General features: G+C 53.5%; 27 protein-coding genes. All 27 read left to right on the forward strand.

Annotated features, from left to right (window positions below):
* Window positions 1-471: 471 nt before the first annotated feature.
* Window positions 472-1,773, forward strand: a complete 1,302-nt coding sequence (locus LG371_RS04010) for a GspE/PulE family protein (RefSeq protein ID WP_081258883.1) — start codon at window positions 472-474, stop codon at window positions 1,771-1,773.
* On the forward strand, window positions 1,773-2,435 hold the full coding sequence (locus LG371_RS04015; RefSeq protein ID WP_064087657.1) for a thioredoxin domain-containing protein: 663 nt from the start codon (window positions 1,773-1,775) through the stop codon (window positions 2,433-2,435). Before LG371_RS04010 ends, LG371_RS04015 begins: the two co-directional genes overlap by 1 nt.
* The gene (locus tag LG371_RS04020) at window positions 2,416-2,820 is read left to right on the forward strand and encodes a hypothetical protein (RefSeq protein WP_153716081.1); all 405 of its coding nucleotides are present in this window, start codon (window positions 2,416-2,418) and stop codon (window positions 2,818-2,820) included. Before LG371_RS04015 ends, LG371_RS04020 begins: the two co-directional genes overlap by 20 nt.
* A complete protein-coding gene (locus tag LG371_RS04025; protein WP_064087655.1) occupies window positions 2,817-3,338 on the forward strand; it encodes an OmpA family protein in 522 nt (173 codons plus the stop codon). The genes LG371_RS04020 and LG371_RS04025 overlap by 4 nt, the downstream gene beginning before the upstream one ends.
* Complete coding sequence (locus LG371_RS04030) at window positions 3,335-3,640, forward strand: type IV conjugative transfer system protein TraL (protein ID WP_049258635.1); 306 nt, start codon at window positions 3,335-3,337, stop codon at window positions 3,638-3,640. Before LG371_RS04025 ends, LG371_RS04030 begins: the two co-directional genes overlap by 4 nt.
* Window positions 3,640-4,530 (forward strand): TraE/TraK family type IV conjugative transfer system protein, encoded by an 891-nt coding sequence (locus LG371_RS04035; protein WP_064106238.1) that lies wholly within the window; start codon window positions 3,640-3,642, stop codon window positions 4,528-4,530. Before LG371_RS04030 ends, LG371_RS04035 begins: the two co-directional genes overlap by 1 nt.
* 13 nt (window positions 4,531-4,543) lie before the next feature.
* A complete protein-coding gene (locus LG371_RS04040; protein WP_153716079.1) occupies window positions 4,544-5,356 on the forward strand; it encodes a type-F conjugative transfer system secretin TraK in 813 nt (270 codons plus the stop codon).
* 4 nt (window positions 5,357-5,360) lie between these two features.
* Window positions 5,361-6,632: a TraB/VirB10 family protein gene (locus LG371_RS04045; protein WP_049258632.1), complete on the forward strand. Its 1,272-nt coding sequence runs from the start codon at window positions 5,361-5,363 to the stop codon at window positions 6,630-6,632.
* A complete protein-coding gene (locus tag LG371_RS04050; RefSeq protein ID WP_080984517.1) occupies window positions 6,629-7,237 on the forward strand; it encodes a TraV family lipoprotein in 609 nt (202 codons plus the stop codon). Before LG371_RS04045 ends, LG371_RS04050 begins: the two co-directional genes overlap by 4 nt.
* A 48-nt stretch (window positions 7,238-7,285) precedes the next feature.
* Entirely contained in the window at window positions 7,286-7,615 is a 330-nt protein-coding gene (locus LG371_RS04055; protein WP_049258631.1) for a TrbC/VirB2 family protein, read from the forward strand.
* A gap of 53 nt (window positions 7,616-7,668) precedes the next feature.
* Window positions 7,669-9,576, forward strand: a complete 1,908-nt coding sequence (locus LG371_RS04060; RefSeq protein WP_225747797.1) for a DNA topoisomerase 3 — start codon at window positions 7,669-7,671, stop codon at window positions 9,574-9,576.
* Between the two features lie 2 nt (window positions 9,577-9,578).
* Window positions 9,579-10,157, forward strand: a complete 579-nt coding sequence (locus LG371_RS04065; protein ID WP_064106235.1) for a DUF882 domain-containing protein — start codon at window positions 9,579-9,581, stop codon at window positions 10,155-10,157.
* A 57-nt stretch (window positions 10,158-10,214) separates the two neighbouring features.
* Window positions 10,215-10,886 (forward strand): DUF3577 domain-containing protein, encoded by a 672-nt coding sequence (locus LG371_RS04070; protein ID WP_225747798.1) that lies wholly within the window; start codon window positions 10,215-10,217, stop codon window positions 10,884-10,886.
* A gap of 136 nt (window positions 10,887-11,022) precedes the next feature.
* On the forward strand, window positions 11,023-11,289 hold the full coding sequence (locus LG371_RS04075; RefSeq protein ID WP_049258628.1) for a hypothetical protein: 267 nt from the start codon (window positions 11,023-11,025) through the stop codon (window positions 11,287-11,289).
* Window positions 11,286-11,441: a hypothetical protein gene (locus LG371_RS04080; protein WP_153716077.1), complete on the forward strand. Its 156-nt coding sequence runs from the start codon at window positions 11,286-11,288 to the stop codon at window positions 11,439-11,441. Before LG371_RS04075 ends, LG371_RS04080 begins: the two co-directional genes overlap by 4 nt.
* Window positions 11,442-12,318: 877 nt before the next feature.
* Window positions 12,319-12,522, forward strand: coding sequence for a hypothetical protein (locus LG371_RS04085; RefSeq protein ID WP_049258627.1), 204 nt, complete (start codon window positions 12,319-12,321; stop codon window positions 12,520-12,522).
* Between the two features lie 81 nt (window positions 12,523-12,603).
* A complete protein-coding gene (locus LG371_RS04090; RefSeq protein ID WP_064106232.1) occupies window positions 12,604-13,218 on the forward strand; it encodes a hypothetical protein in 615 nt (204 codons plus the stop codon).
* A 32-nt stretch (window positions 13,219-13,250) separates the two neighbouring features.
* Entirely contained in the window at window positions 13,251-13,577 is a 327-nt protein-coding gene (locus tag LG371_RS04095; protein ID WP_049258625.1) for a hypothetical protein, read from the forward strand.
* Between the two features lie 234 nt (window positions 13,578-13,811).
* Window positions 13,812-14,045: a hypothetical protein gene (locus LG371_RS04100; protein ID WP_049258624.1), complete on the forward strand. Its 234-nt coding sequence runs from the start codon at window positions 13,812-13,814 to the stop codon at window positions 14,043-14,045.
* Between the two features lie 217 nt (window positions 14,046-14,262).
* The gene (locus LG371_RS04105) at window positions 14,263-14,838 is read left to right on the forward strand and encodes a DUF3275 family protein (protein WP_049258623.1); all 576 of its coding nucleotides are present in this window, start codon (window positions 14,263-14,265) and stop codon (window positions 14,836-14,838) included.
* 6 nt (window positions 14,839-14,844) lie between these two features.
* Window positions 14,845-15,438 carry a hypothetical protein gene (locus LG371_RS04110; protein ID WP_152907634.1) on the forward strand — a complete coding sequence of 198 codons (594 nt, stop codon included), beginning with the start codon at window positions 14,845-14,847 and terminating at the stop codon, window positions 15,436-15,438.
* A 313-nt stretch (window positions 15,439-15,751) separates the two neighbouring features.
* A complete protein-coding gene (locus tag LG371_RS04115; RefSeq protein ID WP_049258621.1) occupies window positions 15,752-16,102 on the forward strand; it encodes a hypothetical protein in 351 nt (116 codons plus the stop codon).
* A 96-nt stretch (window positions 16,103-16,198) separates the two neighbouring features.
* Window positions 16,199-18,553, forward strand: a complete 2,355-nt coding sequence (locus LG371_RS04120) for a helicase-related protein (RefSeq protein WP_080984516.1) — start codon at window positions 16,199-16,201, stop codon at window positions 18,551-18,553.
* Window positions 18,554-18,774: 221 nt separating this feature from the next.
* Window positions 18,775-19,884 carry a DUF6094 domain-containing protein gene (locus tag LG371_RS04125; protein ID WP_225747799.1) on the forward strand — a complete coding sequence of 370 codons (1,110 nt, stop codon included), beginning with the start codon at window positions 18,775-18,777 and terminating at the stop codon, window positions 19,882-19,884.
* A 290-nt stretch (window positions 19,885-20,174) separates the two neighbouring features.
* A complete protein-coding gene (locus LG371_RS04130; protein ID WP_049258619.1) occupies window positions 20,175-20,945 on the forward strand; it encodes a hypothetical protein in 771 nt (256 codons plus the stop codon).
* Window positions 20,946-21,078: 133 nt separating this feature from the next.
* Entirely contained in the window at window positions 21,079-21,837 is a 759-nt protein-coding gene (locus LG371_RS04135) for a hypothetical protein (RefSeq protein WP_049258618.1), read from the forward strand.
* Window positions 21,838-21,987: 150 nt separating this feature from the next.
* Entirely contained in the window at window positions 21,988-22,461 is a 474-nt protein-coding gene (locus LG371_RS04140) for a hypothetical protein (RefSeq protein ID WP_225747800.1), read from the forward strand.
* The last annotated feature ends 17 nt before the right edge of the window (window positions 22,462-22,478 follow it).

Raw genomic sequence — 22,478 nt, forward strand, 5'->3', positions numbered from 1 at the left:
TTTCCATTTGGGCTGTTAAAAAAAAGCGATATGCGTAATTTAAGCATATCGCTTTTTGGCTTTTCTGATAAGCGCCATTACCGTTATTTGTTTATAAAACATATATTTATGCAAAATTCGCTTGTAATGGTGAATTTCACAGTTTTTCACATTCATGCACCAAATGTCAAGAAACAATATAACTTATTATTTTTCATATTGTTACGTGACCTAACAGCTTTTTTGCCTAACAATATCGCGCGGGTCGGAATAGCCATTAGGTTGTTCCGGCATGATTAACTGAAACAGCCGGATTGTGGGCAGATGGGGGCATCCGCCGCACACGGCTTCAATCACGGAGCCGCGTATTTTCCGGATCGGGTAGTCAATGCTTTGCCACCACCAAAAGCACGGCGCATATCGCACCGCGCCGAGACTATCCGATCCGGAGAGTATGCGGTATATCTTTAACCATATTGTCCAAACAGCATAATGGAAAACGTCCCAAACTCTGCCTTGCCAGCTGCTATGGATTGCTTGTTGCAAGACAAGGGTAAATCTTACGACTTAAACGTAGCTGCCCGCTTCATTTCCACTTCAATGGGAGATGAGGCGGCAGTAGCTTTTTTGAATTGGGTGTTTCCCTATGCAGCCTCTATTAAGGCTTCCGATATCCATTTTCGTGATCAGAAAAACGGCTGCCAAGTACGCTTGCGCAACCGCAAAATGCAAATGGTGGATAGCTGGCTATTCAGTAGGATGGCGGCTCAAACCATTGACGAAAAGATTCGTGCCAAATGCAATATCAGCAGTAGCGACCGCGAATCGCCGCAGGATGGTTCGTTTTGGTTGCTGGACCAAGAACGCAACAGCATGGTCGATGTTAGGGTCAGCATCCTGCCAACTCGCTATGGGCAAAGTACAGTTTGCCGCATCCTAAATCAGGAAAATGCTGGTTTCGGTCTGGATGCAGTTTATATGCCGGACTATGTGCGACACGCGCTGGAACAGGTCTTAGAGAGTAATGAGGGCATGATTTTGGTTTGCGGTCCGACCGGATCGGGCAAGTCATTTACACTCAATGCCTGCCTCAACCACATCAATAGAGAAGACATCCATTTATGTACAGCGGAAGACCCGATTGAATATCCAGTGGAAGGCGCAAACCAAGTCAGCATCCATCCAGTGCACCGTCCGTTTGCACGTGTACTGCGCAGCTTCTTGCGGCATGACCCTGATGTCATCCTAGTTGGCGAGATTCGTGATTTAGAAACAGCACAAACCGCTGTAACTGCCGCCAATACCGGTCATCTAATTTTATCTACTTTGCATGCCAATGATGCCGCACTGGCCTTATCTCGATTGGTTGGCTTAGGTGTGGAGGCATACCTGCTGGCCGATGTGATGCTGGCCTTTTTTTCACAGCGGCTGATGAATCGTTTGTGTCCACACTGCCGGATAGAGGTAACGCCTGATGCCACACAGAAACTGCCGACCCGGTTTCCGGCAGAGAAATATTTTCGGCGCAATAGCGCAGGCTGTGATGAATGCAACCATGAAGGCAACATATCACGTATTCCAGTAATGGAATTTGCCCTGAATTCACCGGAAGTACGACTGGCCTTGATTAATGGCGATAGCCAAGCCATGGAAAACGCATTGTTGCAGCAGCCTTCCTATCGAACACTGAGCGAAGCCGCATTAGAGATGTCGGCAGCCGGGCTGGTGGATTTTGACGAGGCATGCCATATCGGCAGTTTGGCCATCGACCGTCTATCTAAGGAGGCTGAATAATGCAGCATCTCGACCGTCGGGATTTCTTACTAGCCTGTGCAGCTGCAGGATTATCTCTTCGTGCAGCAGCAGATGATTTCAGCCTACCTGGACAGGATGAGCAGCGGAATAATCTTGCCGATACAGTTAAACCTTACCTTACTGTCGGCCCGTACCGTGAAGACTTGTATCGTGTTTATATGTTCCTTAGCTACGAATGCCCGTATTGTGAACAAACATGGTATGGCATGGGTGAATGGGGTCGTACGCTGCCTGATCCATTCCGCTTTGTCTATGTACCCATCTATACCGGCAACAAACGTCTTGATGCGGCAGCCACCGGTTTTTACATCGTGCGTGACCTGGCTCCGACCAGGATTGCTGACTATCAGCGACTGACCTTTGAGGCGGCTCGGACGGCAAAGAACGAACGGGATTTTATAGCTGTGCTTTATCGCATGGGCTTCAGCCGAGAGGCAATTAATGCTTCTGTGAGAAAACAGCTGACACAGGAACGCATGGCACGGGCAATGACCCTAGTGCGCCGTTATCGGGTAACGGCTACTCCATTTTTTGCTGTTGGCGGACGATATACCACACACGCAGGTTTTACCGGTGGCAATTATCAGATGCTAACTCAGCTTCTTAACGGCTTGGTATCCAATGTGGTTCAAAACAGGTAAGCCAGCAGCAGCCTTGTGCCTGTACGCATTACTGCTGCTGAATATTCCTCTGCCACCGAAATGCCTATTACCAGACGAGACGGAAACGATGCGTTATACCGGCAAGGAAATCCATCAACCGATTATGGCCACGTTACAGTTTGTCATTTCCGCCGGATGGCAGCCTACCTGCTTTGGCAGGTTTGAAACCGCATCTGGTTTTGGCTGGACACCCAGCACGGCAACGGCGTTGCAGGAGCACTCCTACCATATTTTTGATAGGCAACGTTTTACTGTCGGCACACTATTGTTACTCAGCGGCATACTGTCGCTGCTGCGGAGATTATTCCGGCATTACTGCAACCGTCGGCATAGCATTGCCGACACCAAACAGGATAGCGCATGAAAAAGACAAGTTTATCCTTATTGTTTTCAGTCGGCCTACTGGTTGCCTGTACCTCACAACAGGAGCCGCCTGAGCCACCGTTGGCACAGCGCACAGAATTAGTCGTGCTTCGGCAGAGTACTTACAGTGATGCTGCTTGGATTGATGAGGAAGAAGGGACGTATATCTGGCTGCCTCAGGCTATCAGCCCCTTTGGCATAAATCTGAGCTTTAACGATGCTGATGGACAGCACAAACTACTACACACGGTTTACTTTAAAACTGATTCAGCTGTATTGAGTACTGCTGAGAAACGGCGGTTGACACGGATGGCGCCAGTATTGCGCACACAGGGAGTAACCTTGTCTGGCTATGCCGATCCGCGTGCCAGCACGGCTTACAACAACCGATTGGCCAAACGCCGTATAGACAGTGTGGCAGCCTATCTAGGTAATTTAGGTGTCACGGTCAACCGAGAGTGTGTATTTGGCGAAACCCGTCTGCCGAATAGCGAATTATGCGAATGGAGGACTGAATGAGCAAAGCGGTAATTTTTCCTGAATATGTCGATACGTTGCCCCAATTCCTGTTTCTGGAATCCGACGATATCTCCATCTTTATTTTCGGCATGATTGTCGGGGTTATCCTGCAATATGCCTCCCGCAGCCCGGTCGGCATGATGGCCGGTATTGTTCTGGGGGTATGGCTGTCTTACCAGTACGTCAAATTCAAGCGCAACACCTTGCCCGGTACGCTGGTACACATGGTGTACGCTTTAACCGGCCTATTCCCGCTTAACGACCGTTATCCGAACGGTTTAACCAAAAGGGTGGATAACTGATGCAGTGGCCAACATTCAAAACCAAACTGCGTAAGGCTTTGGAAAGTAACACCATCCTAGGCCTTGTATGCTTAGGCCTGCTGTTTGTAGCGGTATTGCAGCAGATTAAAATTAATAGTCAACATGAACGTATTGCATTGAAGCCGCCAGGTGCCTTATCCGAAGAAGTCATTATTGGCTGGGATCATGCTTCGCAGGAATATCTTAATTCCTTTGCCCTCTATATTGTTGGCTCTATGTCTTCCGCCACCCCCAATACAGTGGATTACACCGCCAAGGTAATGGAGCCCCTGTTTGACCCACAACTGTGGCAGGTAATCAAGCCGCAGTTATTGGCAGTCAAAAACAATCCAAACTATATTGGCATTAACCCGGTCAGCAATTTTACACCGACTGCCAACCTGATTTACGAACCTAAAACTGGGAAAATTTTTATCCCTGGGAGAATTGTCTCCTCCGCCTACAGTAAGGGGGCGATGACCCAGTTAGGTGCAGTAGACGTAACTTACGAAGTGATTATCCAGATGGTGGACGGTATGCCTAGGGTCAAATCTTGGTATGTCTACCCCGGCGAGCCGCACACACTCAAATGGGCTGATCGCTATCCCGATAAAGCCGAACAGGAGGCTAAGGATCGGCAGGCACAGATACAGATCTTACCGACTGTTCCCGAAAGTGAAATCAGTTTCCCGCAGGATGCTCAGCCTGTGCCGCAACCGGGTACCGCTTCCGCAGCGGCCGCACCGATACCGGCTTCAGGTATACCCATTACGCCTGGACAGGGAAATATTCCGGGTGTCGTGATGCCTCCATCGGCAACCGAAACCACCCAGCCAGCAGAAACAGAGACCGCTCCACCGGCCGGACAGAGCCAGAGTGATTTGCTGTAAAGGATAAAACATCATGAAAAAGACAGCGTTAGCCTCTTTATCCCTGTTGTTGGTTACGATTATGTGGCCGGCAATAGCCGAGAACATTCCGAATAGAAGTAACTATGCCCGTCGCCGTGCGGTACAGGTTACCTCGCCTGTCGGATTGGAACGGATCAACAGCAACATCCAGGAAGGTCGAATACGCGGCGTACAGACAGTAGTGTCTTCCTATGGAGAAAACCACCGCATTCGGGTTTCCCGCAATCATCCCAACATCATCAACACCCCATTTGCCCGAGCTCATGCGGTCGGGCTAAAGGCCAACTACGATCTGGGCTCAAACGGCTCAGCCTTACTGGTTACCCCAAAAACTAGCAAACCGTTTTTTGTATCTATTACCGATGCGGATAACCCAACCGGGATACCCATTTCCCTGACCTTGGTTCCTTCCGCCGGTTTGGATTCGCAAACCATTACTGTGTCACTGGGCGGTCGACAGGGCGCTGGAGCCCGCGACAACGACGGCGGTTTCTCGCAACAGTTGGCGGCGGTTATGCGCGATATCGTAATGTTGAAAATTCCGGCAGGGTACAGTGTACGTCCGCTACAGAATACCTTTGTCATGGGGAACGGTATGCAAGTAGCACCGGTTGAACGCTACAGCGGCAACGAGTTCGATATCTACCGTTACCGCCTGAAAAACAACAGTCATCAACGGCAGATCCTTTCTGAAGAGATGTTTGGTGCCAATCCGCGTGTGGTCGCCGTGGCCTTCTATCCGAAAATCCAAGTTGGCCCGGGCGAAAGTACCGATGTGTTGATTATGGTTGGACGGGAGCAGTGAAGAAATGGGTATCCGTGAAAACTGGAATCAGAAAACCGGCAAACAGAAACGCAATACTGTACTGATCGGCGTATGTGGCGGGCTCATCGTGCTGGTTATTGCAGCCATGATTACCGATAGCATCAGGGGCACTAAATTTGGTCGCACCAAGACCGAAGTTACCCAGGTGGTTACCCCGAATCAGCGCAACCTGACGGTAGAGAGTCTAGCTGCCGAAATCTACGCACTGCGTCAGCAAATGCAGCAGCAACAGGCCAATCAGACTGCGAATCCGTCAGCTCTGACTGTCGACCAAGTACGACAAATAATTGCAGAACATGAGGCCTCCCGAATAGGTTCGGGCACCGGGCCTTTGTCTGCGTCAGAACCAGGGTTCATTCCTCCGGGAACCTTGCCGGGTGACAGCGGCGCCCCTCCGTTGGGAGGCGGGGGCAATTTTGGTAGCAGCAACGACACTTCTGCAGAAGAGGTCGACAGCAACCCCTACCAGTCACATACCAGTAATAGTGGTAATGCCCCATCAAGCCGTGCCGCTTCCGAAGCTGCTCCAGCCGATAATAAGCCAGCTGGAACAAATCGTACCGCCGGTAATCGGAAAAATGGTGCTCACGATACCAAAACCTACCTGCCGGCAGGATCGCAACTGTCGATTATTGCAGTTTCTGGCATCAATGCCCCCACCGGTGAAGCAGTAGGTGGCGGTACCGAGAATGCCATGCCTATCCTGCTGCGTGTGAAAGGATTGGCAACGATGGCCAACGGTTTCCGTTCGGATTTATCAGACTGTGTCATCATTGCCAACGCCTATGGGCAGCTAGCCGATGAACGCGCCTATGTACGTACCAAGTCGATTACCTGTATCCGTTCCGATGGCGTGGCAGTTGAGGCAACGATGAAAGGAACCGTCATCGGCGAGGATGGCAAACCGGGCTGGCGTGGCCGCCTAGTATCGCGCGATGGCAGAGCCATTTCGCAAATGATTAAAATCGGCATGCTCAATACATTCGGACAAGGCTCTGTGGCATTGGCTGGTACGGTCCGTATCGGTCATCGAGATGGTAGCGGCAACAGCATTAATATTGGCACCGGCACGCCTGGTCAGGTGGCCTTGAACAGTGCGGCTCAAGGGATCAACGATATTTTCGGGCGGGTGGCCAGCATTTATGAAAAATATGCCCAGCAATCTTTCCCAGTAGTGGAAATCCAGCCAATGCGCACCGGCGACATTCTGTTGCAGGAGGGCATTTCATTGGAATACGTAAAGGATAGAAGATGAGATCGACAACCCGTTTGTTACCTGCACTCCTGTTGTTGCTGGGCGGCTGTTCCTCCATGATGAATACCGGTTCTACCGAATTATCCTGTGGAACGGCCAATAGAGGGCGCTGCATGAGCATGAGCCAAGCCTGGGAAGCCAGTAGCGATTATCGACCGCAGGATCATGCCGTACCATCCGGCAACAAAAGCGGCGGGGTTACCCCATTTTTACCCGATCCTGTACCTAATATGGCAGCTATCGATGAGCCAAAGCCGCTACTGATGCCAGCCCAGGTACTCCGAGTGTGGGTTAATGCCTATGAGGACAGTAACGGCAATTTGGTTTACCCAACCCGGGTGTTCTCTGAGGTCACCCCACGTCGCTGGAATGTTGGTTATTCCGCAGCACAGATGATTCAGTCATCGCGTACCGTTACTCCGTTGGTTGCTGCCAGTCCGGCCACTGCGCCGACGGAGGAAACTCCACCTGCTGCTGCAACCGGAGTGGAGGGCAGCGATGCGCGGGCAACCGCAACGGAAGGAGAAGGAACAGAACCCGTTTCCGCTCCTACTACCCAGCCGGATACACTGCCACCTGGCACCCTGCCCCCACCTCTGCAATAACTTTTTCTCTCAGTGCAATTGAGACCACACTTTCATAAAGGAAACGTCATGCAAAACCTCAAACTATTTCGTAATTTGCGCAACTTCGTCAGCCATTGGCAGAACAAAGCCCGGCAGGCATTTCTATTCTTGCTGACCGGCCTGATGGCCGCTCCGGCCTTTGCCGGTTCGGATACCACTTTTTCTACTATGGTCGATTGGGTAAATGACAAATTGACCGGTTCTATGGGGGCATTGATCGCCATCATCGCCTTAGTTATCGCCATTATTTCATCCATGATGGGCAAATTCTCGGCCTTTTTGACGGTATTGGTTGTAGTGGTAGGCGCAACTTTGGGTGGTGCCATTGTTATCGGTTTCTTCACGGCAACCTTTTGATTCAGATGGATACAGTGTTCAGGTAGCCTAACCTGTATTGTGCAAACGGCATAATGATGAAGCTGTTTTTGTGTGAAAAACCTTCTCAGGCTAAAGACATCGGCAAAGTACTCGGTGTATTGGGCGGTCGGGATAACGGTTTTTTCCGCAAAGGGAACACGGCTGTTACCTGGTGTTTCGGCCACATGTTGGCCAATGCCATGCCTGCCGCCTATGGGGAGATTTATGCCGATTTCGGCAACACAGATGCTCTACCATTACTGCCTGACAAATGGCTGATGGAGGTCTCCGATTCTGCAGCCAAACAATTTAAGGTCATTCGTACCCTACTGGCCGAAGCGGATGAAGTTGTTATTGCTACCGATGCTGATCGTGAAGGTGAGGTCATCGGGCGCGAGATTCTGGAGTATTGTGGCTATCGCGGTAAAGTGTCCCGCTTCTGGACCAGTGGGTTGGATGCGGCTTCGGTAAAAAAGGCATTGGGCAAAATCATGCCCGGCGGCAAAACCGAAACCCTGTATCAGGCAGGCCTGGCACGCTCGCGTGCCGACTGGCTGGTGGGCATGAACCTCTCCCGCGCCTATACCGCTGCCTATGCCGAAGGCCGGGGCAAAGCACATACCTTGTCGGTCGGACGCATTCAAACGCCGACCTTAGCTTTAGTGGTACGCCGTGATGCGGCCATCGGTACCTTCAAACCTTATCCCTACTACACCCTGCGTGCGGTTTTTCAGGTAGCCTCCGGCAGCTTTGAGGCGCTGTGGCAGATACCTGATGCCCTGAAAAACCAAGACGGCCTGTGTACCGACCAGCAGGCTGTGGACAAGTTGGCGACCACACTGCCGGACAGCAGCGGCCGCATCGCCGCCGCCAAAACCGAACGCAAACACAGCCCACCCCCGCTGCCCTATAGCCTGTCCGCCCTGCAAAAGGCCGCCGGCAACCGTTTCGGCCTCAGTCCCGACAAGGTGTTGGACATCGCACAGGTACTGTACGAAAAGCACAAAATCACTTCCTATCCGCGTTCTCCCTGCCGCTACCTGCCCAAATCGCAGCAGGCCGAAGTGCCGGCCGTATTTGCCGCCATGCTGTCATTGGATCCTTCTTTGGGCAATGTGCTGAAGCAGGCCGATCCGGCTCGGGCTTCTCGGGTCTGGAACGACGGCCAGGTCAACAAACACTCGCACCATGCCATCATTCCGACCACGCAGGCCGGGATCGATTTATCTAAACTCAGCAAAGCGGAGCGCGATATCTACCTGATGATCCGCAACCGCTATATCGCCCAGTTCTATCCGGATTGCGAATACGACTCCAGCACGATAGAAGTCGAATGTTGCGGCCACCGCTTCCGTACCGTCAGCCGGCAACCGGTCAAACCGGGCTGGAAAAGCCTGCTGGGGGAAGAGGCGGAAGACGAAGTGGCGGGGGGGGATGAAGAAGGAGACAGTACTGCCCTGCCGCCGGTCGGCGAAAACGAAGCCGTCCGCTGCCGTTCCGCCGATGCCGCCCACAAAAAGACCGTCCCGCCGCCACGCTTTACCGAACCTTCGCTGCTGGACGAAATGCAGACCTTGTCCGATTTTTTGAAAACGGTGGACAACGCACAAATCAAAAAAGTGCTGCGCGCCACGGAAGGATTGGGCACGGAAGCCACCCGGGCCAATATTTTGAAGCGGTTGTATGAAATGGGATATTTGGAGAAAAAAGGGCGCAAGGTTTCGGCCACTGACAAAGGGAAACGGCTGATTTCCCTCATACCCGAAGCATTGGCCGATCCGGTTACCACCGCCAAATGGGAACTGGCTCTCGGCGGCATTGAGTCCGGGAAGCTCGGTTTGGCGGAATTTATGCACCATCAGTCTGCCTGGATCAGCCGTCTGGTGGCACAAGCCAAGGCTGATATAGCAAGCAAAAAGAAGTCTGCTCCGGCGGAAATGCCGACTGATAGAAAGAAATAACCATGAACGTCCTCAACCGTCGGCAGTTTCTCGGTACGGTTATCAGAACTGCCCCTGCTCTAGCGCTCTGCTCGGGCACAGTCTTGTTCTCCGACGAGGCATTGGCCGTAGATAATGGTGACTTTTGGCGGCGCGACCGCCTGATCGACATCCGGCGTACCGACACCGGCGAACGTCGAAGCATACGCTTCTATGCGGCTGGCCAAGGCTACCTGCAAAACGGCTACATGGCCGCCCGTTGGCTGCTGCGCGATGCCAAAGACCACAATGCCCTGATCAATATCGATATCGGCCTGCTCAACCTGTTATACGGCCTGCAGGAATGGGCACGCATTGCCGGCAAACCCAATCCGCTGCTGCAAATCAACAGCGCGTACCGTACCCGACGGCGCAATGCCACCATTGAAGGGGCTGCACAAAATTCTATGCATATTTATGGCAGAGCCGTTGATTTGACCATGCGTGGTATTAGCCTAAATCAGCTAACTTCCATGGCAGCACACTTCAATGCTGGAGGTATTGGCATTTACAACAGCTTTATCCACCTGGATACGGGCAGGGTACGCAATTGGCGAGGGTAATGAAGATAGGAACATGAAACATCATGATAGTGCTTGACAAAACCAGCGGGCAGTAGCATGATTAAAACGTATTTCAATGTTTTGTTGCTTTCATTCAAAAAGCAAAGGTGTGCAGCCGCTCAAGCACACAAACCGATTCGTCGGTTTTGCGGTTTTTTCAATCTGCCTCAAGCAGGCATTCTTTTCTTAACCCTTTGGGGATACTCATTCCCCAAACGGGCGTGGTGTATCCCCTGTTTATTTGGAGATTACATCATGTCTAACCAAGTTCAGAACGTACCCGCCTACTTCGATTTGACCGCCGACGGTGTCGGTTTTATGAACCGCCCCCGCGTGGTTCAAGGCAAACGAGGTTCCGGGCATGTTTACTTTTCCTGTACCATTCAAGCCCTGCACGGTGATGCTGACGAAAAGGCACGGTTCGACGTGCGAATCGTCGGCGGGAAAGCCAAAGAGTTGTTTGCCAAGTTACTGGAAGAATTTCCGGATTTGCTCAGCAGCGACTACAAACGCCGCCCCACCGTATTTATTGGGTTCCGTGTCGGTGACCTTCATCCTGTTGTTTTTGAGACCAACTCGAAAAATGACAAAAACGAGCCTGTAAAAGTAAACACCCCGTCTATTGACGCCCGGTTGTTGAAATTCAAGTTCATCAAGGTCAATCGCCAAGTTTGGTACACTGAAAAAAACGATACCCAAGCCCCAGTATCTGAAGATGCTGCCGCCTAAGTAACGTTTCAACCTGCAGTCCGTCTGCCTGAGAGGAAGTGAAAACTTCCTCTCCTTCACCCCGCCGGGGCAAACATCCCCGGTTTTCGGGTTCGTTTGCTCCGGCTTTTATCTTGTATTTTTGGAGCGTAGTATTATGAACCTGAACCTTTTCCGTGAATCCTATCGGAAATCCAAAGATCGCATTTTTCTGTTTCTGGAAAGAAATCAGTGGACTGGGAAACAAACCGATGCAGTTGCAGCAAAACTCGATATTCTCGGTGTTTTTCTTGTTACACAAGCTTGGTTTGGTTTAACCAAATACGATTGGCATTTTGGCTTGGCAATAATAGTTCTTTTACTCAGCCTAGTTCTTTGTGCTATATTGTGGACGACTGCTTTTATCCTGAAAGGATGGAAATGATGATTCAGCTATTTCTGACCCTGATGGTGGCTTGCATAGGCTTGTCTTTTGTAGCTTATATGCTTATTGAGGGTAAAAAAATCTCTGATAGCATGAGCGAAGAAGAAAAGGCAGCTTTTCGTGCCAGACATCATTTAGACAAACTGGATTAACCGATAACCCTTTTCAAACCCACTCCGGTGGGTTTGCCAAGCCGTATTGATACAGTAACGCTTGGCAAACCTATCGCACCGTACGGCTGCCTGAATCCGTACCGCTGCCCCGGCGGCGCAGGCTTTCCTCAAACCAAATTCTTTAAATTCCCCTTTTTATCCGGCCCCGCCGGAAAAATCCCTCCTCCTCTCTAGCTGCCTGATGATGCTGACCACAGTACGGTCGGCGACGGTACTGTGGTCAGCATCATCGGCATTCAGCCATTTTTCCGAAACAGGGTGGCGGCTCCCTTCACAACCGCAGGCTTACAACCATAAATTTGACTGTTTATTCGTGCCCGTCTTCTCGGGCGGGTACTGCTAAGCAGTTAAATAGCAGTTGCCTAAATTTTAGGCTTGATGCTTTTGTTCTTTAACAATCGGTACTTCAATACATTTTACCTGTACTTTTCCACAGGAACTGTGGATTGGTACAACTTGATATTTTGGCTTAAACGCCTTTGTTCACAAGGGTTGCCCGTTTTACGGGCAACTTACCATGCGGTTTTGCACGCAAGAGCCGCATGGTAAGTTGTTCGACAGTCGGCAGACTGCCTTCTCCCTACACTGCTCACGCTGTGTACCGTAAACCTTTTCCCACCCTCTTCTGAGGGTGGGCTTCCTCATCGCCCAACGGTGTTCAAGCAGGTTTTTCAGGTAGCCTTTTCCCAATTAAGGTTACCTGAAAAACCTGTTTCAACAGCCAGCAGACTGCCTTCTGCCTCGATACAGCCGTTAAACAGTATCAGCTGCATCCGTGCGGCCACGGTTTTTTCTTAACCCTATGGGGATTACGTCCCCATGCGGGGCACATCCCCTTTTTTTCAAGGAGACGGATATGTTCCGCAAATCTGTACTGACCGCCGCCATCGTGCGGTATTGCCCCATGCTGATCGGCCTGTTTATGGGCTTATCGTTGTTTTTCGGTATGTCGTTTGCCCTGTGGGGGCCTGAATCCGACCGTACCGCCTCTCTCTCGATGATGGTTTTGTCTGCCGTGTTGCTGCTGGCTTTTGCCACCTGCGACACTAACGAAGCCTAATCGTCTTTTTCCAACCCGCCGGGGATACGCTGTCCCCGCAAGGGTGCCGGCGTCTCCCCGTTTTCATACCGGAGGTGCACCATGGGTGCCGGAAACTACTCTTACTCTTCCCCTATTTTGCGCGACGACCATTCCGACCAATACAACCTGATGGTTTATGTGGACGAGTGGGGATATGCACGCGATGAAGACTTGTCGGATTTCGATCCGGATTTTCAGGACAGCATCCGCGAGGATATCCGCAGCCTGCTGTCGGAATACCTGAACGGTTTTACCGAACCATGCTACCGCTATCAACACGATGTCTGCAGGAGCAGCTTCAACAGCCATGAGGAATTGCTGGGCGAATGCGGCCGTATGGCCGTAATTGCTGCACCGACTTATTACGGCGACCGCATTGCATTGGTAGTCACCCCCAATGCCGAATGGCAGGAGAAAATCCATGTTGTGTTGTCCGACAACCCGCTATTTCCGGAACGGAAATACGGCTTAATCGACTGGCAGGCCTGTACGGCTGCCGAGCGCGCACGTTGGGCTTCGGCCATCCGTTCGATTGAGGGTGGTGGGCTGCACCGCGAAATGCAGGCGGTATTCCGCAGGCTGAAAAGCATCTTGGCCAATACCGCCGGTTTTGCCGCGCGGATGTCGTTCCGCAGTTCCGCCTGGACTTCCTGCTATTACCAACCCGCTGCCTAGGCAGCCTGAAAACCGACAAGGAGAAATCCCCGATGAGCCCTTATACACGAGGTTTCGAGCTGGTGCGCAAACATCCCGGAACCAGCGGTCAGATCGCCTTGGCCAAGTGCATCTTGTCCCTGTACGACCCCTGCCACGCTTTTTCCGCCGGCGAAGTGCTATGGAGCCTGGATCGCGAATACACCGATACGGTGCTGGCGATGCTGGCCGAATATGCCGAACGCGGCGAAACTGAGGAGTTGCGTCAGGCGGGAAGGTGGGTGTACCAAAACTTCCCTGGTCTGGTCGAGCTTTCCGATGCCATGCGTCAGGCGCGAACCGAGTTAGCCTTACGCAAAGAGGCTGGATACCACGCTTAACTGGACGGTTTCTGTTCCAACCAACCTGCTTTCGAGCAGGTTTTTTCAGACGGCCTTATCTGATTGCAGGCTGCCTGAAAAAACCTGTTCCAACAGCCGGCAGACTGCCTTCTGCCCCGATACAGCCGTTAAACAGTATCAGCCGCATCCGTGCGGCCACGGTTTTCTTTCAACCCTTTGGGGATGCACATCCCAAAAGGGAGGGTGTACCCCTGTTCTTTTGGAGATTGCATCATGAATACCCATCTTTTCCCCGCCTCGGATTTCGTTTTCGACAACAACGGCCAAGTCTATATTGCCCGTCGGCCGTGCGTGCTGCATTCTACCGCCGGTTTCTATATCGGCCGCGAATGTTTCGACCTCGAAATGCCCGATTGGCCACAACCCTACTCCCGCGAGAGTATATACTGGAAAACCCATCAGGAGGCGCAGGCCTGGCTGGATGCCGGAAACTGGCCGCAGCCCTGATTTTCCGAACCTGCTTCCGAGCAGGTTTTTCAGGTAGCCTTTTCCCAAATAAGGCTACCTGAAAAACCTGTTCCAACAGCCGGCAGACTGCCTTCTGCCCCGATACAGCCGTTAACCAGTATCAGCCGCATCCGTGCGGCCACGGTTTTCTTCCAACCCCGTGGGGAACATACCTGCGGGTATGCGTCCCCGTTTTTATCTTGCCTAGGAGGCGCATATGTCTTTTTCTTTACCCGGAACCCTCAACGTCATCGAGCGCAACGGCCGCAACGGACCGTTTACCGTGGCCGAACTGAATACCGATGTCGGCGTGTTCAAAATCAAGCACCGCGTGCTGGAACAGTTCGACCAGGGTGCGTATTCGGGGGTGTTTATCGTTACCCGCATCTACAACCAGTCTAACTTTTCCAAAGGACAGATTTGGGTCAGCCTGTGTGCCGATTTGGACTGGGATGCTTTGCAGATTATGGCGCAGAGTGAGCAGGTGCAGGTCAGCACCTCGATGGCGGTGGCCGAAATCGTTGGCGAAGACGAAGAAACCCACCCGCCGGCCGCAGCGGCTGCCACTCCGGCAGAGCCTGCTGCCAAAGCCGCACCGCCAATGGACGACGATGAAGCAGTGGCCGATATGGCTACGCTGCAACGCTTGTTGGCCGACCATGCTGCCTACGTCAAGCTCGACGCATCGATTGAGGACAGAACCCTGTTCCGTCAGCTGCGTGACGCTTTAAAGGAGGCGGGCTACCGTTTCGACGGTAACAACCAATCCTGGTTTCTGCCTCAGGTGGCGTAAGGAGGAATGATGCAGCTGTACCAAACTTCCGGTGGCGACCTGTTTGCCGATGCCTTCTTTATTTTGCACGAACGACTGATGTTTGCTTCACTGTACGGCCGTGATGCCAATATGCTATCGCTGTTGGCGCGGCTCAATAAGGGTAGTCAGGAACCGATCGGTTTCAGGCTACCTGAAGACCGACCATACTATCCGGTGTACCGTACCGCCCGTCATTTCTCCAACCTACACAAGCGAACCACCAAGCTGCACACCCGGCAGTACGGTGTGCTGCTGCACACCTTCCTGTATTGTGGCGAGCTGGTCGAACCTGACCGCGACAGCCGCAGCGCATGGGTGGTGGCAGACGATGTGTCGACTGATATGCAGCCATTGGTCTGGACCTGTCTCAGCCGCCTCTCTGACATCCCGTTGGATGATGCCTGGGCAGGTTTTGTAGCCACACGGCTGGAGGAGGTCGGCAGCCTGCAATACTTCCGGCCCGGTATGGACAGCGAAGCTTCCCTGGTCGGCATCAAAGCCTGCCGCATCAGCTTGCCTCCCGACTTCGATGCGATGCTCGGCGGTTGGCTAAAAAGCGGGCAATTGCCGCCTGTTTGAACCTGCCGCCCTGCGGTTTTTTCCGAACCTGCTTCCAAGCAGGTTTTTTCAGGTAGCCTTTTCCCAAATAAGGCTGCCTGAAAAAACCTGTTCCAACAGCCGGCAGACTGCCTTCTGCCCCGATACAGCCGTTAAACAGTATCAGCCGCATCCGTGCGGTTACGGTTTTCTTTCAACCCTGCGGGGCATCGCGCCCCGTCGGGCACGGTGTTGCCGCTTTTTTCAGGAGTACACCATGTATGCCCGATTTATTTGCGACGGAACCAGCCTTGCACTTCTTTCAACTGACTGGCAACGAAGAGGAGGATGAGTAATGAACCAACTTGGTTTGAACTGGGAATTTGTCGAGCAGTATTATCCCGACTACCACCGCAGCGATACCATCTGCCTATCTAATGATATGGCCGCCTGCTTCGAATTTGCCGAGCTTGATGCTGACGCTTTGGTTACGGAAGACACCGTGGCTGCCCTGAAGGCACAGGCCAGCTACAGCGAGCCTTCTGTTTATCAGGTTTGCGCGTTCGACGATTATGTCGGCAGCGGGATGACATTCGGTCAGGCAGCACAGGAAACTGATGACTACTGCCTGGCCGTAGCCATCCGCCATTGCACCGAACCCCTGCCCGAGCAATGCCGCCTGTGGGCGGATAATGTGCTGGGCTGATCCGTTTTTTTATCCGATCCCCCTGGATCGTCCACCCCAACGGGGCGCAATACCCCGTTCGCGGGGTTTTGCGCCCGTTTTTTATGGAGAACTACCATGCAAAACCCCGAAATTTCTTCTTACGGCGAAACGCTGTCTCAAGATACGGCTGTTCTTTCAGACAGCCTTCCTGCGGGAACGCCCGCCAACGAACTGTCCTTATCCGACTTTTTGGCCGACTTCGGCGATAGCCTGTTTGCCGCCGTTACCGAGCAGAACCGCCCGGTGTACCACGACCAGCAATACCCACTACACGAGCGTGTGCTTGACGGTCTGTCACGCAAACTGTTTGTCGCACAACGCAAAGTGGTACGTGCCATCAATCAGCAATTGCTAATTGAAGACAAGCCGGCCGCCATCATCAATGCGGAAATGGGTACTGGCAAAACCATGATGGCCATTGCAGCCGCAGCGGTCGCCCATGCCGAAGGCTTGTGCCGCACACTGGTACTGAGCCCGCCGCACCTGGTGTATAAATGGCGTCGGGAAATCCTACAAACCGTACCTGGTGCGCGAGTATGGATATTGAACGGCACCGACACACTGGCCAAGCTGCTGCGCATCCGCGCCATGCGAAAAAAGCCGGATGTGCCAGAGTTCTTTATCCTCGGTCGTGTACGTATGAGGATGGGCTTCCACTGGCGACCAGCCTACCGAACCAGTAAACGTTATGAGACTGACTACGGCACCGTGCCAGTGTTTTGTTGCCCAAAATGTGGCGGTGAAATACTAAATGCAAATGGTGAACCTTACAGTCTCGATACCTTAATCCAAGCTGATTTGACTAAAGAACGTCGCTACTGCCGCAACAAGCTACACGGCAAAATATGCGGCGAACCGCTGTGGACACTATGCCGCCCAAATGTTGCCACCTCCTCAGGTGTGTATGACAAGGTGCTAAAAACCATTTCCGGGCTGCCTGGAATTGGTCGCAAAGGCGCACAGAAACTAATCAATCAGTTTGGAGAAGAAATGCTGGCCGGTATTTTGGAAAACAACGTGCAGGCCTTTGCCAACCTATTGGACGGCGAAGGCGAGCTCGTCTTCGACGACCGCCATGCCGCCCGGTTGGAACGCGCCTTGGGCAAAACCGAGTTCTCGCTCGGCCAAGGCGGCTATCAGCCAACCGAATTTATCAAACGTTATCTGCCGAAGAATTATTTCGGCCTAATGGTGGTAGATGAGGGGCATGAGTACAAAAACTACGGTACTGCGCAGGGACAAGCTATGGGTGTACTAGCCCGCTGTACCCGTAAAGTACTGTGTTTAACTGGCACGTTAATGGGTGGCTACGCAGAAGACTTGTTCTATTTGTTGTGGCGACTCTATCCACAGGCCATGCTAGAAGATGGTTTTGGTTACAACAAATCTGGCTCACTGGCCGCTGCTTCGATGTCATTCATGCGCCAACATGGTGTGTTAAAAGACATCGTCAAGACATACGGTTCAGGTAGCGAATACAGCCAGGGTTCGTTTGTCAGTGCGCGAGCTAAGCGCAGCCAAGTACGCACTGCTAAAGCACCGGGTTTCTCGCCGCTAGGCATCATGCGTTATGTGCTGCCGATTACGGTGTTCCTGAAGCTGAGGGACATTGATGCCGGCGTATTGCCTTCCTACACCGAAACCTTCCGTCCAGTGGCGATGAGCGACGAGCAGGAAGCTGTATACCGGCAAATGTCGTCTACGCTGAGAAGCTACCTGAAAGCAGCATTGGCCAAAGGCAATAACACACTGACCGGGGTCGTAACCAACGCTCTCCTGGCCTGGCCGGATTGCTGTTTTCAAGCCGAACAGGTGTACTGGCGAAGCAACAATCAGGTTTTGTTTGAAACCGGTGCAGTATTCGGTGAAGACGAGCTATCTCCCAAAGAGGCAGATATGCTGGAATTGGTACAGGAGCAGTTGGCCAAAGGTCGGCGCTGCCTAGTCTATTCCACATATACTGACAGCCGTGATACCACATCCCGCCTACAGGCCATTCTGAAACGGCACGGTATCCACGCCGCCGTGATGCGAGCCTCAGTTAAAGCTGATGCCCGAGAGGACTGGGTAAATGACCGGTTGGATGAAGGTTGTCAGGTTGTCATCTGCAATCCAGAACTGGTTAAAACCGGCCTTGATCTGTTAGCCTTTCCAACTATCTACTTCATGCAGACAGGCTACAACGTCTATTCATTGATGCAAGCATCAAGACGTTCCTGGCGTATCGGTCAGCGTGAACCTGTAGAGGTGTATTTTGCCGGTTACATGGATACTGCTCAGCAAATCTGCTTGGAACTGATGGGGCAGAAAATCGCTGTAGCGCAATCCACTTCCGGCGACATGCCCGATACAGGGTTGGACATTCTGAACCAAGCTGAAGATTCGGTCGAGGTACAACTAGCCAAGCGGCTGGTAGAACGTCCAAACTGAGATAGCACCCTAATCCTTCTTACCCGCGTAAGCGGGTTTTTTCAGACAGCCTGCAAGCAAAAGGTTGTCTGAAAAAACCCGTTTCAACAGCCGGCAGACTGCCTTCTGCCTCGATACAGCCGTTAAACAGTATCAGCCGCATCCGTGCGGTTACGGTTTTCTTCCCCCAACCACGGGAGCCCGCTCCCGTGCGGCTCCCGTTTTTTACAGGAGCCTTCCCCATGTCTCAAAACCATCTGATGCACCCTCGCGTTGCCAACAACCATGCCGACAACGGCTATTTCCCGACCGATGACGCAACCTTGGCCGGCATTGCCGCACGGCTCGATATCGGCGGCGGCGATATCCGCATTTTCGATCCCTGCTGCGGTACCGGTGCGGCTTTGGCCAAGCTGTCCGAGCATCTGTCGGCCTGCGGTTCGTTGTGCCGCAGTTTCGGCGTGGAACTGGATGCGGAACGTGCGGCCGATGCTTCGGCCGTACTCGGTCACGTTGTCCGTGCCGACATCGAAAACTGCCTGTTGCAGCCCAAGACCGTCGGCCTGTTGTTCCTCAATCCGCCTTACGGTTATGCCAATCGCGACCAATTGTCATCCGAAAGCGGGCGGCGGCTGGAACAGGTGTTTCTCGACCGAACCATGCACGTGTTGCAGGAAGGCGGTATATTGGTGCTGATCGTGCCGGTGCAGTCGCTGAGCGAATCCTTTACCCGGGAAATCGCCTCACGCTTTACGGAACTGCGGATGTACCGCGCGGCCGTGGATACCTACAAACAGGTGGTCATCTTCGGCATCAAACCGCGCCTGCGCGCCGACATCGGCCGGTCTTTGGCCAAACGGCAGCAGGCAGTGCTGATGCAGCCTGAAAACGCCTTGCCGATACGCGAAACCGCAGCCGACTGCTGTTACGAAGTGCCGCCTTCGCCGGAAAAGCCGTTCCGCCCCATCAGCTTCAAGGTGGAAGCGGCAGGCCTGGCCGGAGAACTGGCCGCCTTGGGTTCGCAGACCTTGTGGCCGCATTTCGGGCAATGGTTTGCCGAAGCCCTGTCGCCGGACAAACGCCGGCCGCTGTGCGCGCTCGGCCAATGGCACGCCGCCCTGGCGCTGGCCGCCGGCCAGGTAAGCGGTATCGTGACCGCCGCCGACGGCCGCCGCCTGTTGGTCAAAGGCAGCACCTACAAGACCAAGGTAACGACCGCAGAGGAGCAGTATGGCGACGACGGCAACATTACCGTGACCACCACCGCGCTCGATCGTTTCGTCCCCAGTATCCGCGCTATCGACCTGACCGTCGGCAGCGACGGTTTCGGCGATGTGCTGACCATCAAATAGGCCTGGACAGGTCTGATATTTCCAACCCGTATTTTCAGGTAGCCTCTTTTGAGGCTACCTGAAAATTTCATCAACCCTGCGAGGGACTTCATGCAGGCTGCTTGCTTGACACCCAGGCCGTCTGCATGAATTGCTTCGGCAATCCGGCCGGCAGTCCGCAACTGCTTCGGTACAACCGTTAAACAGTACCGCCCGCATCCGTGCGGCCACGGTTTTTTTATCAACCCTGCGGGGCACAGCCTGCCCCGCACCGGGCAGGTTTCCCGCTTTTATTCCATCGGAGACCTGCCATGCAACCGTCTGCAACCTACGAACCCGGCAGCTATATCGTCTGGTTCGACAGTCAGTATGAAACCGCCGAAGCTGCCGCCGAGGCTTTAAACGGTACATCCCTGCCGCCCTTACAGCCCGGACAATCCCCTGAGGACCTTGTCCGCCAAAGGCTGCGTACGCTCGGCTATGCCGAAAACCTGCTGTCCGTACTCGAGCCCGTGGCCGAGTACGTGGCCAATGAAAACCGTCACGGCTCCGGGCCGAGCCGCTGCTATAACAGCCATACCGCAGCGGTGTTCATCCCGCCGCAGGCGGATACCCGGGCCTGGCTGGATGCTTTCTGCCGGCCGGACTTCACCCGGCAATTGTCGGACGAAGAGGCGGCGAAAGTGTTCGTCGGTGTGATGGAAGGCCGGACGCTCGGCTACTGCCTGGCCGTCTGCGCCGTCGAATCCGCCATGCCCGACGAAAACGATCCCTTCCTGCTGGTTCCGGCAGCCGCTTTGCCCGGCTACGACGATTTGGCCTACCTGCTCAAAGACGTGGAATACGCCGAGGGCAACTATGCCACCGTGCTGGCGCAGACCCTGTCGGCAGCGGATGCGCAATGGCTGTACGCGCGCAACCGCGAAACCGTATTCAACTGGATGATGAACCGGGGACTGGCCCTGCACGACTTCGGCTACAACGCCGACGTGGTGCTGGAACAGCCTGAAAAAGTCCGTTGGGAACTGGTTTACCGCTGGGCCTGCGATACCGTCAAAACCTACTTGGACAAGCTGAAATAGGCTGTCTGGATTTTTCTGAAAGCACTTGTTACCTGAAATGTGCGCCGGTTGTCCGGCGGTAACTTTTTTCCACCCCGAGGGGCCGTTTCCGCCCTTCGGGGCGGACCGGCTCCGTTTTTATAGGAGCTTTATCATGCCTAACCATGTTACCAACCAAATCACCGTCACCGGTCCGGCCGAATCACTGGCCGCCTTCCGGGCAGCCCTGCTGGTTCCAGGTGAGGCCGACAGTTACGGCCGCGATGACCTGCCTCAGGTAATCGTCGATTTCAACGGCATCCTCCCGATGCCGGCGTCCTTGCATCTCGAATTCGGTTCTGCCACCTACCGGGCGGAGATATGGAATGCCTTGGCCGACGATCTGCCGATTGCCAGCGAAGAGGCGGCCAAGCTGTATTGCATCGACCGTATCCGGGAACTGACGGCCGGCCATCTGGACTGGGAAACCGCCACCGTAGGCCGCCTGAAAGAAGTGTTCGGGCAGCATCCGGGATTGGCGGAACAATGCGGGCTCGACCTGCACTACGCCGAACAGATCAAGCGCAATATCGAACTGTACGGCAGCCCGACCTGGTACGAATGGTGTAACCGCAATTGGGGTACCAAGTGGAATGCCTACCACCAGCATATCGGCTATTTGGACGAGGGAGAGCTGTATCTTGAGTTCGATACCGCCTGGTCGCCGCCGGAGCCGGTGTACGAAGCCATTGCCGAGCGTTTTCCCGATTTACAGCTGGAAATCCGCTACATCGACGAAGGCGGCGGTTTCGCCGGTACTTACGAAATCAAAGACGGCATACTGTACGACCATCCCTGTTCCGATGAAGAGTTCCGCATGTTCGCCGAAGAACATTTCGGCTGGGATTATTCGGAAGACGACGATGAGGAATGAGGCCGTCCGGACAGGCTGCCTGAAAGCAGACGGAGCGAGCTTCTGCAACGCAGAAACTCAGTGTAGCTGATGGCAATTCCTTTCTTTTTTTTCAACCCTTGGCGGGAAAACCCCGCCGGGGTTTCTCCTGCCTGTTTTAGGAGAAACCCTATGACAACCGACAAGCAACCCCGCTTTACGGCGGAAACCGATTCGTACGACGGCCGAAAAAAGTTGGTCCTGCACCTGCCTCCGGGCAGCCCGCAATTGGACGACTTTTGGCGCAGCGACGAGCACGACTTCGAGTTACCCGATGCCTGTATCGAAATCGATATGGAAAAACTGCATCAGGCTTTGGCCGTTGTCCGCGCACACCCGTGGCTGTTCGAGCACGTCGCCATCGGCATCGCCGTCTATTCGGACGGTTATGAAGGAAAACTGCGTCAGAGCCGTTTGGAAATTACCTCGTACGGTCAAAACGGCTGCCTGATTTTCTATGTGCGGTTCGTCAATGATTGGACGGGAACGGACTATACCTTCGATGCCAGCGCATACTGGCCGGTGGAGGACGGTCGCGACCTGTACCAGTATTTGAAGGAACGACTGGGATTGCAGCCTGAAAACCGGCCGCAATCCGGGCAATAAAGCAGACGGCTGCCTTT

The sequence above is a fragment of the Eikenella sp. Marseille-P7795 genome (assembly GCF_916618725.1).
Taxonomy (GTDB): Bacteria; Pseudomonadota; Gammaproteobacteria; order Burkholderiales; family Neisseriaceae; genus Eikenella; species Eikenella longinqua.

Bases quoted from the DNA above. Each gene is read 5' to 3' on its own strand.
- LG371_RS04010 (WP_081258883.1), top strand. From the start codon at position 472: ATGGAAAACGTCCCAAACTCTGCCTTGCCAGCTGCTATGGATTGCTTG.
- LG371_RS04015 (WP_064087657.1), top strand. From the start codon at position 1,773: ATGCAGCATCTCGACCGTCGGGATTTCTTACTAGCCTGTGCAGCTGCA.
- LG371_RS04020 (WP_153716081.1), top strand. From the start codon at position 2,416: ATGTGGTTCAAAACAGGTAAGCCAGCAGCAGCCTTGTGCCTGTACGCA.
- LG371_RS04025 (WP_064087655.1), top strand. From the start codon at position 2,817: ATGAAAAAGACAAGTTTATCCTTATTGTTTTCAGTCGGCCTACTGGTT.
- LG371_RS04030 (WP_049258635.1), top strand. From the start codon at position 3,335: ATGAGCAAAGCGGTAATTTTTCCTGAATATGTCGATACGTTGCCCCAA.
- LG371_RS04035 (WP_064106238.1), top strand. From the start codon at position 3,640: ATGCAGTGGCCAACATTCAAAACCAAACTGCGTAAGGCTTTGGAAAGT.
- LG371_RS04040 (WP_153716079.1), top strand. From the start codon at position 4,544: ATGAAAAAGACAGCGTTAGCCTCTTTATCCCTGTTGTTGGTTACGATT.
- LG371_RS04045 (WP_049258632.1), top strand. From the start codon at position 5,361: ATGGGTATCCGTGAAAACTGGAATCAGAAAACCGGCAAACAGAAACGC.
- LG371_RS04050 (WP_080984517.1), top strand. From the start codon at position 6,629: ATGAGATCGACAACCCGTTTGTTACCTGCACTCCTGTTGTTGCTGGGC.
- LG371_RS04055 (WP_049258631.1), top strand. From the start codon at position 7,286: ATGCAAAACCTCAAACTATTTCGTAATTTGCGCAACTTCGTCAGCCAT.
- LG371_RS04060 (WP_225747797.1), top strand. From the start codon at position 7,669: ATGATGAAGCTGTTTTTGTGTGAAAAACCTTCTCAGGCTAAAGACATC.
- LG371_RS04065 (WP_064106235.1), top strand. From the start codon at position 9,579: ATGAACGTCCTCAACCGTCGGCAGTTTCTCGGTACGGTTATCAGAACT.
- LG371_RS04070 (WP_225747798.1), top strand. From the start codon at position 10,215: ATGATTAAAACGTATTTCAATGTTTTGTTGCTTTCATTCAAAAAGCAA.
- LG371_RS04075 (WP_049258628.1), top strand. From the start codon at position 11,023: ATGAACCTGAACCTTTTCCGTGAATCCTATCGGAAATCCAAAGATCGC.
- LG371_RS04080 (WP_153716077.1), top strand. From the start codon at position 11,286: ATGATGATTCAGCTATTTCTGACCCTGATGGTGGCTTGCATAGGCTTG.
- LG371_RS04085 (WP_049258627.1), top strand. From the start codon at position 12,319: ATGTTCCGCAAATCTGTACTGACCGCCGCCATCGTGCGGTATTGCCCC.
- LG371_RS04090 (WP_064106232.1), top strand. From the start codon at position 12,604: ATGGGTGCCGGAAACTACTCTTACTCTTCCCCTATTTTGCGCGACGAC.
- LG371_RS04095 (WP_049258625.1), top strand. From the start codon at position 13,251: ATGAGCCCTTATACACGAGGTTTCGAGCTGGTGCGCAAACATCCCGGA.
- LG371_RS04100 (WP_049258624.1), top strand. From the start codon at position 13,812: ATGAATACCCATCTTTTCCCCGCCTCGGATTTCGTTTTCGACAACAAC.
- LG371_RS04105 (WP_049258623.1), top strand. From the start codon at position 14,263: ATGTCTTTTTCTTTACCCGGAACCCTCAACGTCATCGAGCGCAACGGC.
- LG371_RS04110 (WP_152907634.1), top strand. From the start codon at position 14,845: ATGATGCAGCTGTACCAAACTTCCGGTGGCGACCTGTTTGCCGATGCC.
- LG371_RS04115 (WP_049258621.1), top strand. From the start codon at position 15,752: ATGAACCAACTTGGTTTGAACTGGGAATTTGTCGAGCAGTATTATCCC.
- LG371_RS04120 (WP_080984516.1), top strand. From the start codon at position 16,199: ATGCAAAACCCCGAAATTTCTTCTTACGGCGAAACGCTGTCTCAAGAT.
- LG371_RS04125 (WP_225747799.1), top strand. From the start codon at position 18,775: ATGTCTCAAAACCATCTGATGCACCCTCGCGTTGCCAACAACCATGCC.
- LG371_RS04130 (WP_049258619.1), top strand. From the start codon at position 20,175: ATGCAACCGTCTGCAACCTACGAACCCGGCAGCTATATCGTCTGGTTC.
- LG371_RS04135 (WP_049258618.1), top strand. From the start codon at position 21,079: ATGCCTAACCATGTTACCAACCAAATCACCGTCACCGGTCCGGCCGAA.
- LG371_RS04140 (WP_225747800.1), top strand. From the start codon at position 21,988: ATGACAACCGACAAGCAACCCCGCTTTACGGCGGAAACCGATTCGTAC.